Raw genomic sequence first — 12,362 nt, 5'->3', positions numbered from 1 at the left:
TCCGATTGTCAGACCTGACCCCGAATCTAAAAAAAACGGCGACCCGAGGGCCGCCGCAAACAGGATACAACTTTCAAACTTGTGGTTCAGGCCGCCAGGGCGAGGGCCGGTGATGCGAGGGCGATGCCGCCGCTCAGGTGGTAGGCGTTGCGGTAGCCCAGGCGGCGCAGACAGTGCGCGGCTTTGGCGCTGCGGTTGCCGCTGCGGCAGAAGAACACCAGCGGCGGCTGGTCAGCGGCGCCCAGCCAGGCCGGCACGAAGGCGGCCAGTCGGCTCAATGGCACGCTTTGCGCGGCGCGTCCACCCGGGATGCAGGCCGCCTGTTCATACGCTTCGCGCACATCGACCAGCACCGCTTGCGGGTGCGCTTCCAGCAGGTGCGCCAGGGCGATGCTGTCCAGGTGCATATCGCTGTTGGCGGCGGCCGCCTGTGCTTCGGCGCGCAGGCTGGTGCAGCAGGCATTCACTTCTTCGCGGCCGGCGCATACCAGGGCGTCGGCCGGCACTTTGCCTTCCAGTGCGGCCAGCGCGGCCAGGCCGGTGAAGGCGTAATCGACTTGCGCTCCGCTGCACAGCAGGTAGGCATGCTGGCCGCCCTCCAGCGCCACGCGCTGCACGGTGTGCGCGCCGAAGGCGCGGATGTCGCCGGCGTCCGGCCAGCCTGCGCCGTTGCGCGTGCTGAGGCGCAGCGGCGGCTGGTAGCCGTGGCTGCGCAGCAGGCTGTCGATGCGTTCGGCCAGTTCGGGCTGCGGGTCGATCACGATGCATTGGCGCGAAGGCGCGTCCAGCAGCAGCCAGGTGTGGTTGCCGCCCAGGCTCAGTTGCAGCACGCCTTCCGGTGCGCTGGCGCCGCCGGCCGGGGTGTCCAGCAGGCCCGCCGCGCGCAGGGCGTGGCCGCAGCGTTCGATGCGGGCGCAGGCTTCGTCGATGGTGTCGGCGCTGGCCAGCGGGCCGAAGGACATGCGCACGGCGCTGCTGCTGCGCCAGTGCGGCAGGCCCATGGCGTCCAGCACATAGCTGGGCGCGGCCTTGGCGGCGGAACAGGCGCTGCCGGCGCTGACGCGCACGTTGGCGGCGTCGAACACGTCCAGCAATTCCTTGCTCGACAGGCCGGGCACGGAGAAGTTCAGGGTGGTGGGCAAGGCCTGTTCAAACGGGGCGTTGAAGACGATGCCGGGGAAGGCGGCGCGCAGGCTGGCCGCGAGTTTTTCGCGGAAGCCGTGCAGTTCGGCCGGCGTGCGGAAGGTATCGCCCTGCTCCAGCGCGGCCAGCACGGCGCCCAGTGCGGCGATGCCCGCCATGTTTTCGGTGCCGGAACGCAGGCCGGCTTCCTGGCCGCCGCCCATCACCAGCGGCGTGTACGGCGCGCCTTCGCGCACATACAGCATGCCGATGCCTTTTGGCGCGTACAGCTTGTGGCCGGAGAATGGCGCGTAGTCGATGCGGGTGCTGCCCAGGTCCAGGGCCAGCTTGCCCAGCCCCTGCACGCAGTCGACCATCCACAGGGCCTGGCTTTCTTGCAGGGCGGCGGCAATGCCGGCCAAGTCGCTGACCACGCCGGTTTCATTGTTCGCCGCCATGGTACAGACGAAGGCGGCCTGCGGCGCCAGCGCGCGCAGGGCTTGCAGGTCGTGCCGGCCGTCGCCGCCCACCGGCAGTTTTTTCAGTTCGAGGTTGAGCCCCAACAGGCGGTTCCAGTGCGCCAGCGCTTCCGGCACGGCTTTGTGCTCGGTGGCGCCGTAGACCAGCAGGCTGCCGATGGCGTCGCCGCGCTCGCGCCGTTCGCGCAACGCGCACAGGGCGGACAGCACGGCGGTCTGGATGCCTTCCGTGGCGCCGCTATTGAACATGATGCGGCCGCTGCCGACGCCGAGCAGGCGTTTGGCGCGCTGGCGCACGCTGTCCATCATGGCCTTGGCCTTGAGGCCAGTGGCGTGGGTGCTGCTTGGATTGCCAAAACAGTCACGCATGGCCTGCACTGCCGCGTCGATCGCAGCCGGCAGCACGCAGGTCGTGGCATTCCCGTCGAGGTAAATTTCTTTGCTCATGCTAAATAGTGTACGAAATGGCGCCGAATCGCTTATTCCAAAATTACCCCAAACCAGCCGCAATGTAGAATAAGCATTCCAAATATCGATATAAACAAAAATGAACGATCTTGACCGCTACGACTACGCCATCCTTGGCGCCCTGCAGGTGGATGGCACGCTGTCCGTTGCCGAGCTGGCGGAAAAAGTTGGTTTGTCGACCACGCCGTGCTGGAAGCGCCTGAAGCGGCTGGAGGAGGATGGCTATTTCGACCGCCGCGTGGCGATCGTCAACCGCCGCAAGGCGGGTTTGCCGGTGACGGTGTTCGTCAGCGTGCGCACCAGCCAGCACGATGAGAAATGGCTGGCCAAATTCGCCGCCGCCGTGGTGGCGCTGCCGGAGGTGCAGGAATTCCACCGCATGAGCGGCGACGTCGACTACCTGCTGAAGGTGGTGACCACCGATATCGAAGGCTATGACCGTTTTTACAAGAAGCTGATCAAGGCGGCGCAGCTGACCGGCGTGTCGTCCGCGTTCTCGATGGAGCAGATCAAGTACACCACCAGCCTGCCGCTGGACCTGGTGTCGCACGGCGCCGGCGCCTGAAAGCTTGGCGCGGCCGTGGGATAATGCCGGGATGCTGAAATCCTGGCTCACTTCCCTCCTTCCCGCGCGCAGCAATACCTCGCAACGCGAACGCCTGCGCGCCAGCGCCGGCGCCCTGCTCGGCCTGGCCCTGACCAGCGCCTTTGCGCATTACCTGCTGGGCGAGCACGCCATCTGGCTGGTGGCGCCGATGGGCGCTTCCGCCGTGCTGCTGTTTTGCCTGCCCGCCAGCCCGCTGGCCCAGCCCTGGTCCGTCATCGGCGGCAATGTGGTGTCGGGCCTGGTGGGCGCCGCCTGCGTGCAGTACCTGGGCGCCGGCCCGCTGGCCGCCGCGCTGGCCACGCCGCTGGCGATTGCCGCCATGTTCGCGCTGCGCTGCCTGCATCCGCCCGGCGGCGCCACGGCGCTGATGATGGTGATCGGCGGCCCGGCGGTGCACGCCATGGGCTACCGTTTCGCCCTGGGACCGGTGCTGCTGGACAGCGTGCTGATGGTGCTGGCCGCCATGGCCTACAACAACCTGACCGGACGCCGCTACCCGCACCAGCAGCAGCTGGCCCACCCCAACCCGCACGCCACCAGGGATGCCGTGCCGACCGCGCGCTTCGGCTTCCAGCCGGAAGACCTGGATGCCGTGCTGCGCCAGTACAACCAGGTGCTCGATATCAGCCGCGACGACCTGGAAGCGCTGCTGCTGAAAACCGAGCAGCGCGCCTACCAGCGCCGCTTCGGCATCATCACCTGCGGCGACATCATGTCAAAGGATGTGGTAACGGCGGAATTCGCCACGCCGCTGGCCGAGGCCTGGCGCGACATGCGCCAGCACCGCGTGGCGGCGCTGCCGGTGCTGAACCGGGTGCGGCGCGTGATCGGCATCGTCACCACCAGCGACTTCATGACGCACGGCGGGCTGGATGATTACCACGGCATGCGCCGCCAGTTAAGGGAGTTCCTGCGGCCGTCCGCCAGCAGCCATTCGGACAAGCCGGAGGTGGTGGGACAGATCATGGTGCGGCAGCCGCGCACCGCGCGCCTCGATACGCCGGTCACCGAGCTGGTGCCGCTGATGGCCGATTCCGGCTTCCACCACATCCCGGTGCTGGACCACGAGGACCGCTTCGCGGGCATCGTCACGCAGTCGGACGTGGTGGCGGCGCTGTATGCTAGAAACGCTTGGACAGCGTCAGCATCCCCGACTCGGTCTTCATATCAAGGCGCTTGAGCACCGAGTTGCCAAGCAGGACCACCGGCAGGCCTGCTTCATTGATCGAGGCCTCCACATTGGCGAACTCGAATTCGCCCACGCGCACGCGATCGAGCTTGACGATCCACACTTCCGCCGGGCCGGCCGCCGTTTGCGAGAAGGCGCGGCGGCCCTTGAGGCGGTAGTCGATGCCGAACTGGCGCGCCATCGGCGCCGGGATCGAAACCAGCGAGGCGCCGGTATCGACCAGCATCTTCACCGGGTTGCCGTTGATTTCGCCGACCACCGAAAAATGGCCATTGGCATCCGGCGCCAGCACCAGCGCGTTGGCGGCCGTGCCGCCGCCCGATGCGGCAAACTCGCCCAGGCGCACCGTATAGCGCTTGCCCTTATCCTCCAGCGTCGCGGATTCCGGAGTCACCGCCACCAGCTTGCTGCCATCGGGCAGGGTCGCGCCCACGGCAAAGGTGCGCGGCGAGCCGCCGTTCACCGACAACAACGCTTTCTCTTTCATCGCCGCCACCAGCGACACATCGGCCTGCGCCGACGCCGCAGCCAGCATCAATGCTGTCAACAAAACAAAACGCATGTAAAAAACTCCACTTAAATGTACATTTTGACACATAATCTTGCTTGGAATTACTCCTTTTGTCTGCAACATTTGGATAGAATTAAGCCCTATGCAAACGTTGAAACGGGTGCTTGCCCTCGCCCTTGAAGAAGCGCAAACCGGATTTGCCACCCTGTGCCGCCGGATGACCGACCGGGCCGACGAGGTCCTGGGCGAAGCCGTGCGCACGGCGCCCGCCGGCGAGCAGCGCGCCCCCGCCGCCTGCCGCGTCTTCCTGCGCGAACAGGGCGCCACCCTGCGCGCGCGCATGGAGCGCGCCTATGCCGGCCTGCTCGCTCGCGCCATGCAGACCATGCACACCGACTTGCGCACTGGCCTGCACGACTTCCGCGCCGATACCCTGACCCTGGTCGATGACGACGTCATGACGCGCCAGATCGAAGTGGAGCGCCTGCTGCTGCGCCTGCGCGACGCCGACGAACTCAGTCTCGGCCACCTGAACCTGATCATCGCACAGATGCACGGCGACAGCGAGGTGCGCGAGCGCGAAAACCCCTTCCGCCCCTACCTGCTGGCGCGCACGCTGTACGATGCGCTGCACTCCATGGTGGAGGACGAGGCGCACAGCAAGCTGCTGTTCGACACCCTGTCGCAAACCATGACGGCGGAGCTGGGCGACTTCTACACCCGCCTGCGCGAAGTATTCGAATCGCGCGGCATCCGTTCGCGCCTGCTGGCGCGCCCGTCCGCCCTGGGCCGGCGCGAGCGCGAACGGCGCGACTGGCAGCGCGCCGCCGCCGGTCTGGCCGATGCCGACCAGGCCATGCGGCGGCGCGTGGCGGCGCTGGGCGCGGTGCGCCAGCACGTGGAACCCAACCAGGAATTGCAGGAGCTGGTGTACAGCCTGTTCAACCCGGCCGGCCTGCGGCGCGGCACCCGCGCGGCGCAGGCGCCGGCCCAGCTGCAGCTCGATGGCGCCCTGCGCCAGCTGCAGCACGAGCATGCCTCCGCCAGCGCAGCCGGCGCGCCGGCGCCATTGGCCCTGCGCGAACGCCTGGCCGGCCTGCCGCCCGGCCCGCAGCGCGTGGTGGCGGAACTGGCCGGCATGCTGTTCGAATTCATCCTCAACGATGAACTGCTGCAGCCGGCGCTGCGCGCGCAGTTGTGCCGCCTGCACACGCCTTTCCTGCGCGCCGCCCTGCAGGACCAGTCGGTACTGCAGAACGCCGACCACCCGGCGCGCCGCCTGCTGGACCGGATCGGCTCCGCCGCCGCCGGCATCGGCGCCAGCTCGCCGCTCCTGGCGCCGCTGCAGGGCGAGGTGCAGCGCCTGGTCGAACGCGTGCTGCAGCAGTACGAACACGATCCGGCCGTCTTCGCCGACGCGGAACTGGAATTCGATGGCTTCCTCGCCAGCCTGCTGCGCGAGTGCGAGCCGGCCGTGCGCCGCTGCATGCCCGCCTTCGAACGCGCGGCGCAGGTGGCGCCGCAAGTGGCCGCCATCGCCGACACCCTGCGCGGGCAGCTGGAGACCGTCAGCATCGACCGCCGCATGGTGGACTTCATCAGCGGCACCTGGGCCCAGGTGATGGCGCACACCCAGGGCAGCCAGCCCGGCTTCAGCCAGCTGCTGCCGGAACTGGTGTGGAGCGGACAGGAAAAGCAGGCGCCGGAAGAACGCGCCGCGCTGATGAAATTGCTGCCCGGCCTGGGACGCCAACTGCGCGCCGGCCTGGCCGCGATCGGCATGCCGGAAGGCGTGGCGCAGGCGGCGCTGGACCAGCTGGTGTCGCTGCATATGGATGTCATGGCCAACAAGCTGGCACCCGCCACCACGCCGCGCCTCAGCATCGCCGCCTTGCGCGAGCGCCTGGGCGCCAGCGTGGCGCAAGCGCTGGCGGCGCACGATGCCGGCGGCGCCGATGCGCTGCCCGGCCACGACCACTTCCGCGCCGAGTTCGCGCTGCACGGCCAACAGGCGACGGTGCAGCCCGACCCGGTGCTGGCCTCCGCCGCGCATGACGAGGAATGGCTGCAATGGGCGCGCGCAGGCAACGGTTTCGAGCTGCTGTCCGGCGGCAGCTACCTGCCGCTGCGGCTGGATGCAGTCACCGCGCGCAATGCCGGCTTCCTGTTCACCGGCGCTGGCTTGCCGGCGCCGCTGGTGTACTCGCGCGCCGCGCTGCTGGCGGCCATGCGCGAAGGCAGCCTGCGGCCGCTCGAATACGCACCGCTGTTTGAGCGCGCGGTGGAATCGCTGATGACCGGCGCCGAATCGCTCGACGCCTCGCGTTAAGCCGCAGGCGGCTGCTTTCCCGCCTTGCGCTGCGTGGCGTCGATCTCCGCCTGCAGCTCGGGCGGCACCGGCAGGCGCTTGAACATGCTGATATCGCTGCCGCCGGTATTCCCGGTCGGCACCACGCTGACCGCCGATCCCAGCGCGCCCAGCACGATGCGCACCAGCTGGCCCAGCACCGCCAGCGGACGGCCGCGCCGCAGCTCGATCTTCAGCATCAGCCAATGCGACAGCACGTGCGGCCACACCTGCAGCTGGCCGATCACATGGGCGCGTTCCAGGTGGCGCATGGCCGCCTCCAGCTCGCCGGCCGCCATGCGCGTGCGCGCCGCCGCGATTTCGTCCGCGAAGCTCATAGCGGGCCGAAGTCCTTGCCTTCGGACAGCTTGTAGATCTTGATCTTGTCGCCGGTGCGCACCATGCGCCGGTCCAGCGCCGGGAAGTCCGCCACCTCGCTCTCCAGGTTCTCGCCACCCATCAGGTAGACCAGGTCCTCGCTGCCCCGGTTGATCAGCTGGTGCGCCTTGGATGGCGTCGGGAAGCCGACAAAGTCGCCCGGCTCCAGCATGTAATCCTCGCCATCGATATGCGCCACGCCGCGCCCGGACAGGATGTAGATCCACTCTTCCTCGTTATGGTGCAGGTGGTAGGCAAACGACTCCTTGCCCGGCTTCAGGCGCCCGATGCTGACCATGGCGCGCTTCAACCCGGCCATGCGCGCCAGCTGCGAGCCGGTAATCTCCGAGTTAGGGTTCCATGGATGCGAAAACGTGCCTTGCGCCTCGTCGGCCTGCTGGCGTTTCACAATATGCTTGTATTGCTCGCTCATTCAATGCCTTTCTGCGGCCCTTCTCAAGAGGGCGCCCGCCATCGATTCAATGTCGTCCCGCATATGCAGCTGCTGCAGCCAGGCTGCGGGAATCCGCCCGGCGCCGTAGTATGCCCCGGCAAGCTGGCCCGCGATCGCCGCCGTGGTGTCCGCGTCGTCGCCCAGGTTGGCCGCCGCCAGGATAGTCGATTCGAAATCATCGTGCTGGGCGAAGCACCACAGGGCAGCCTCCAGCGAGGCCACGCAATAGCCCGAACCGGTCACTGCATCGCTTGCCTTGCCGGCATAAGCACGCGCCGCCACCCGGGCCACCTTCGATTCCGCAAAGCCCTCCGCCCCCACATCAAGCAACTCATCGCGCGGCATGCCGGCCAGCGCGCGCGACAGCAAAAGGCCGAACAGGCGACAGCACTCCACCGCCTCCGGCGCCGCGTGCGTGGTGCGCGAACTCAGTGCGGCATATTCCAGCACATCCGCTTGCGAGGGATGGAAGAACATGGCCACCGGCGCCAGGCGCATGAGGGAACCGTTGCCGGCCGACTGCGGATCGCTGGAACCGGCGAAAGGATCGCCGCTGGCCTGGAAGCGCGCCAGCGCCTGGCGCACCGTCATGCCGATGTCGAAGCATTCGCCGGTCGAACTCAGGTAGCCCCACTGCCACCAGTTCAGGTAGCGCACCATCTGGTCATGCGCATCGAAGCCGCCCTTGGTCAGCAGGCTCTCGGCCAGGCACAGCGCCATCGACGTATCGTCCGTCCACTGCCCCGGCGCCAGCGCGAACGGCCCGCCGCCGCGCATCCCCGTCACCGGCGCAAACGAACCGCGCGGCATGAACTCCACCGTCGTCCCCACGGCATCTCCGCAGGCCAGCCCTAGCAGGCAACCACGATAGCGTTCTTCAAGCGTTGGCATCATCTCCCGGCATTCCTGGCGTTTGTCGATATCGCAACAGTGTAGCAGGCAACGTGGCGCGCTTGGGCCGGCGGCTTCCGCGAACGGCTTCGTGGCCCAGCATGATAGTCTTCACATGTTTTTTGAGACTTCCTGATCGTTCATGCATCGTTCCACTGCCGGCCACATTCGTCCTACACGGTTGTTACATGATCCCCTTACTACGCATGTACCTGAGCACTTCGGAAGACCCAAAAGCGATAGCAATCTTGGGGCAATTCATACCTGCTTTGTCCGTCTGGAAGGGGTCTCCTTTATATCGGAGCATCAGATCAAATGCCACCGTAGAATCACTCTCGGCAGCTAACATCAAGGGCGTGCGGCCGGCTTCAGGATAGTGGTGGTGAGAGTTTGGATTCGCCTTATGCTGTAGCAGTAGCTCAATGATCCTAAGTAGACTGGGAAGGGAATGCTTGTTGCTGTTCTGCGCAACCATGGCTTCCACCAGCTTGTTAGCGATTTCAGCGTATCTTGGTACATCAAGGAGTTTATGCAGACGCTCTCCTTCACCAAAGACGCCGGCCGGTTCGATGTTCCAGCGCCGAAGGACGTCTTTCAGCATGATGTCCGAGCTCTCCTCAAGCGAATGAAGAAGAAAATTATGGAGCTTCCCTGGCTTCTGAACTGCCCCTAGCCGCTGCAATGCATGATAGAGCGGAGTGTGGTCGACAATTTTCCCTCGGAGGTCAGCTGAGGCACCCATCCTCAGCAATTTCTCCACTACATCTGGTTCGCCCAAATCAATGGCGCACAGCAAGGGTGTCAATTGTTTTCTCGTGGTCGCGCTATTGAGCGCCAAGGCGGAATGGGGGCACTCTAAAAGCAAGTCCAATACTCGACGATCCCTGGTTTGATCTGCTTGCAGGATGGCGCAGAGAAGCGCAGAGGCACCGCACTCATCCAGCAGATCCACGGACGCTCCTAGGTCGAGCAAGGTCTTTACTTCTTCAAATCGGTTAAAACCAGCAAAAAGTCGAAGTTGTGACCAGCGGCGAATTTGTCCATCGAGGGATCTGACTGAAACCACTCGATCTGGATTGCGAGGATCAACCTTAATGTTTGATATTTTTTCTTCATCGAACGCCAGGAATGGCAGCGGTGCGCGATCATCTCCTTCTGTACGTGACTCTGGGAACCTTCCTTGTGCAGGAAACACGGAGTGGAATTGTTGGCTGAGATGTTCGATTTCCCAATCCTCCACTACGTCATCACCACGTGGGTTCTGGAACAGGCCAAATGCCACAGCCCGATGCTTAAGCCGCTTAATCAATGCTCTTTTTCGAAGATGGCCTGCCAATACCAAAGTCTCTTCAATAATCTTCTTTTGCTGCTCTCCGGCCCGGTAGTTGGCCAGTTCTGCGGCAACTTCGTAGTGTGGGAGTGCCTGTTCAAACTTCCCAGAGAGCACGTGCCAGCGCCCGCGCATCCATTCGATATGAAATTGAGTCCGGCGCTCTGGGTCGAGCTCCGGTGTCATGCATGCAAATTGATCCAGTTGCGATTCGAGCTTGTCCCGCTCGCCGATCTCCTTCGACGTGGTACGTTTCAACCTTTCATAAAGCGTCAACGCAGGCATGGTCAGCGCAGAGAAACGCTTGCCAGATTCAATGACGGCGTTGGAAAGGGCTCTGCCAATGTCGAAGTCCGGCATCCCAAGTAGCAGGTGCCGACGCATCGCTGCTCGGAAAGGAATAGGAGACTCGCGCTCCAAGTGTGCGAGAGCTCGCGCAATCAATATCCAGCGACGCATATTCTGGCACTTTTCTTCCTTGTTAGCATCGGCTGCTTGCAGTGATGCGGAAAATCTGACGATGCTTTGAAGGTCTGGAAGGTCGATTCCCTTCGCCCACTTCCGATACTTCTCCATATTGTCGCGATCAGTACCGGTTGTTTTTGGATAGGCCAGCTTTGCCAAGGGAATGGGCTCGCCCTCATCCAACCAGGCTAAGACCACCGCAACTGGATGCAGGTCAGGGTCAAGTAACTGCATCAATTCTGGGCCATCAAATCCACGTTTTACGGCAAATATCAGACCAAGTGCGTGCAGTGCAAAGTAGTGCTCGACAAGCAACGGCAGGGATTCATCACGACTGAGACTATCCAGCGCGACGGTCGATACGAGACCCACATAGTTCCTATGGACGTGAGCTATGACTTTATCCACCATGTTTGAAAATTCAGCGTCGACGTACTTGGCCAGCGGCGCTACTATAAGCTCGTTCCTTACCGCAGGAAGTAGTCGCCAGTTGAACTCGCCGTTGCGGGCGAGTTCGTCTACATACGAGTTATTGCCCTTGGTTCCAAGTGCCACCGCCAATGCCCGATAGAGCTCGCCCAGTCGAGGATACGGTGGCGAAGGCTTCTTGTCTGTACTCATGTCAGCAGCACCTTAGCAGTTTGCGGATGTCACGCTTGAAGTTGTGGAATGCTCGATAGTCGCTTGGAGTACAAGGAACCGGGATTCTACGGCCAGAAGGGTGTATTAGCTTTCCATGGCAGCGACCAGCATGATAACTCCAGCCCTCTTCTATCAGCCGGCACACAAAATCGGAAATGGCTCGGTCTTTACAGTATTTCACAGTGCTCTCCCGCCCCTGGACAGTCTGCCGCCCAGGGGCTGTTGGATGTTACTGGTTACCGGTGCCTTTGCCACCGGCATTGGCGTTATGAGCTGCCGCAGAAAGCGCACGGGCTGCAAAGGAGTCTGAGGCAACCTTGCCGCCGTTGGCGCGTGCAGTAGCGCTCTGAATTCGGGCAGCTGCAGCGGTGGTCATAGGAGTACGGGCAGGAGATTTCGCAGTGGACTTGGCCATGATTTTTTCCTTTCGAAAAGTTGATGGGATGTTGCCGTAAATCGCAACGGATCTGATCCTATTCCGGAGGACCAAACGAATCTTCCGCGCTGGTTGTGAAAAAAATCTTGAAAATGCAAGTCGTTGATATGAAAGGCGCTTTCTCCACGCGACCAAGGACTTCCGACCAGCGAGCTCAATATTGGCAATCGCACTTGTGGGCTACAGGAACGCAATACGTGCACTCATTAGCCCATAAACATAACTCTGCGGTCCACCGGACTCAGTGCGATAAAGTCCCATAGGACGTGACAAATTATGGGCATTGCGCGCAGGCAAGATATTATTGTGACCATGTGGGCCGTATTCGGCCGATGACAGGCGTTGGAAGTTGTCGTAGTACTGCGGAGGCGCTAACGCGTCCCGGATATACATCACTATGGATTGCAAGGAGAGTGAGTGTCTTACACCATCGAAGAACACAAACATCGGTACGCCGCCTGGGCGGCTAGTCGCGCGGCAAGTACCAAGTCCTGCCGGTTTAGCGTGTTTCAAGGGAAGAGTATCGTTGACGCGACTGGACTTCCGTTGCTTATCGCTAGCCCCTCGTTGTTGCCTTCGCCCCAGGATTTGGACAACAAGCACCGTGAATGGAGAAATGCTGCTATCCAATCAGCCAACGCAATGGGCTTGAATGGCTTCACGCATGGCGTCGCCGCCAAACTAATCAATGTCTATCTGAAAGGGGCATTCGTTTGCGCCGGGCATCAAACGCACGCAAATGTCGCCGCACTTCATCCGCCCATCGACAGCCTACTTCTGGATGAATTGTACGACGGCGCCATTGGTGGTCAAAGGCAGGTATGGGCTGCAGCAAGGAAAATTCGATGGTCGAAATTTAACTCCGACCAGTATGAATCCGTTATTGACGGTATTCGTATTGCAATAGGTGATTTGCCGTTGTGGCACGTCGAACGATACTGGCGCGGTTACCAATAATACCCGCGAAGCTCTGAAAGTAAAGAGCTTCCCCCCTATGTCAGGATAGATGTCGCGTCGGGTAATTTTAGCTAATGAAGCGGGGG

Annotated in this window: 11 protein-coding genes; 4 read left to right on the top strand and 7 right to left on the bottom strand. The window is 63.1% G+C overall.

What is annotated here, in order from left to right:
- Positions 1–86: 86 nt before the first annotated feature.
- Entirely contained in the window at positions 87–2,048 is a 1,962-nt protein-coding gene (locus ACE3TQ_RS26020) for an aminotransferase class V-fold PLP-dependent enzyme (protein ID WP_374586519.1), read from the bottom strand.
- Positions 2,049–2,148: 100 nt separating this feature from the next.
- Here ACE3TQ_RS26020 and ACE3TQ_RS26015 point away from each other — a divergent pair, with 100 nt between their 5' ends.
- Complete coding sequence (locus ACE3TQ_RS26015; protein WP_374586517.1) at positions 2,149–2,634, top strand: Lrp/AsnC family transcriptional regulator; 486 nt, start codon at positions 2,149–2,151, stop codon at positions 2,632–2,634.
- A 31-nt stretch (positions 2,635–2,665) separates the two neighbouring features.
- Complete coding sequence (locus ACE3TQ_RS26010) at positions 2,666–3,856, top strand: HPP family protein (protein WP_374586515.1); 1,191 nt, start codon at positions 2,666–2,668, stop codon at positions 3,854–3,856.
- On the opposite strand, the gene ACE3TQ_RS26005 is transcribed toward ACE3TQ_RS26010, so the two are convergent.
- Complete coding sequence (locus tag ACE3TQ_RS26005; RefSeq protein ID WP_374586513.1) at positions 3,798–4,427, bottom strand: TIGR02281 family clan AA aspartic protease; 630 nt, start codon at positions 4,425–4,427, stop codon at positions 3,798–3,800. The two genes, ACE3TQ_RS26010 and ACE3TQ_RS26005, sit on opposite strands and share 59 nt — an antisense overlap.
- Before the next feature lie 91 nt (positions 4,428–4,518).
- Between ACE3TQ_RS26005 and ACE3TQ_RS26000 the strand changes: the two genes are divergently transcribed.
- The gene (locus tag ACE3TQ_RS26000; protein ID WP_374586512.1) at positions 4,519–6,705 is read left to right on the top strand and encodes a DUF1631 family protein; all 2,187 of its coding nucleotides are present in this window, start codon (positions 4,519–4,521) and stop codon (positions 6,703–6,705) included.
- On the opposite strand, the gene ACE3TQ_RS25995 is transcribed toward ACE3TQ_RS26000, so the two are convergent.
- The 5 genes from ACE3TQ_RS25995 to ACE3TQ_RS25975 form a co-directional block, all read right to left on the bottom strand.
- Positions 6,702–7,061, bottom strand: coding sequence for a DUF3703 domain-containing protein (locus ACE3TQ_RS25995; RefSeq protein WP_374586510.1), 360 nt, complete (start codon positions 7,059–7,061; stop codon positions 6,702–6,704). The genes ACE3TQ_RS26000 and ACE3TQ_RS25995 overlap by 4 nt on opposite strands.
- Entirely contained in the window at positions 7,058–7,534 is a 477-nt protein-coding gene (locus ACE3TQ_RS25990; RefSeq protein ID WP_374586508.1) for a cupin domain-containing protein, read from the bottom strand. The genes ACE3TQ_RS25995 and ACE3TQ_RS25990 overlap by 4 nt, the downstream gene beginning before the upstream one ends.
- Positions 7,535–8,446, bottom strand: coding sequence for an ADP-ribosylglycohydrolase family protein (locus ACE3TQ_RS25985; RefSeq protein WP_374586521.1), 912 nt, complete (start codon positions 8,444–8,446; stop codon positions 7,535–7,537).
- A 184-nt stretch (positions 8,447–8,630) separates the two neighbouring features.
- Positions 8,631–10,862 carry an ankyrin repeat domain-containing protein gene (locus ACE3TQ_RS25980; RefSeq protein ID WP_374586506.1) on the bottom strand — a complete coding sequence of 744 codons (2,232 nt, stop codon included), beginning with the start codon at positions 10,860–10,862 and terminating at the stop codon, positions 8,631–8,633.
- Between the two features lie 250 nt (positions 10,863–11,112).
- Complete coding sequence (locus ACE3TQ_RS25975; RefSeq protein ID WP_374586504.1) at positions 11,113–11,298, bottom strand: hypothetical protein; 186 nt, start codon at positions 11,296–11,298, stop codon at positions 11,113–11,115.
- Between the two features lie 438 nt (positions 11,299–11,736).
- On the opposite strand from ACE3TQ_RS25975, the gene ACE3TQ_RS25970 reads away from it, so the two are divergent.
- Positions 11,737–12,276 carry a hypothetical protein gene (locus tag ACE3TQ_RS25970; protein WP_374586502.1) on the top strand — a complete coding sequence of 180 codons (540 nt, stop codon included), beginning with the start codon at positions 11,737–11,739 and terminating at the stop codon, positions 12,274–12,276.
- Positions 12,277–12,362: the final 86 nt, after the last annotated feature.

The sequence above is a fragment of the Pseudoduganella sp. genome (genome assembly GCF_041914865.1).
In the GTDB taxonomy this organism is placed as follows: Bacteria; Pseudomonadota; Gammaproteobacteria; order Burkholderiales; family Burkholderiaceae_D; genus Rugamonas.
This window is presented reverse-complemented; position numbering and strand designations above follow the sequence as displayed.

What these genes read in the sequence shown, in the direction of transcription:
- ACE3TQ_RS26015 (WP_374586517.1), top strand. Translation starts at nt 2,149, where the DNA reads ATGAACGATCTTGACCGCTACGACTACGCCATCCTTGGCGCCCTGCAG.
- ACE3TQ_RS26000 (WP_374586512.1), top strand. Translation starts at nt 4,519, where the DNA reads ATGCAAACGTTGAAACGGGTGCTTGCCCTCGCCCTTGAAGAAGCGCAA.
- ACE3TQ_RS26020 (WP_374586519.1), bottom strand. Translation starts at nt 2,048, where the DNA reads ATGAGCAAAGAAATTTACCTCGACGGGAATGCCACGACCTGCGTGCTG.
- ACE3TQ_RS25995 (WP_374586510.1), bottom strand. Translation starts at nt 7,061, where the DNA reads ATGAGCTTCGCGGACGAAATCGCGGCGGCGCGCACGCGCATGGCGGCC.
- ACE3TQ_RS25975 (WP_374586504.1), bottom strand. Translation starts at nt 11,298, where the DNA reads ATGGCCAAGTCCACTGCGAAATCTCCTGCCCGTACTCCTATGACCACC.
- ACE3TQ_RS26005 (WP_374586513.1), bottom strand. Translation starts at nt 4,427, where the DNA reads ATGCGTTTTGTTTTGTTGACAGCATTGATGCTGGCTGCGGCGTCGGCG.
- ACE3TQ_RS25990 (WP_374586508.1), bottom strand. Translation starts at nt 7,534, where the DNA reads ATGAGCGAGCAATACAAGCATATTGTGAAACGCCAGCAGGCCGACGAG.
- ACE3TQ_RS25980 (WP_374586506.1), bottom strand. Translation starts at nt 10,862, where the DNA reads ATGAGTACAGACAAGAAGCCTTCGCCACCGTATCCTCGACTGGGCGAG.
- ACE3TQ_RS26010 (WP_374586515.1), top strand. Translation starts at nt 2,666, where the DNA reads ATGCTGAAATCCTGGCTCACTTCCCTCCTTCCCGCGCGCAGCAATACC.
- ACE3TQ_RS25985 (WP_374586521.1), bottom strand. Translation starts at nt 8,446, where the DNA reads ATGCCAACGCTTGAAGAACGCTATCGTGGTTGCCTGCTAGGGCTGGCC.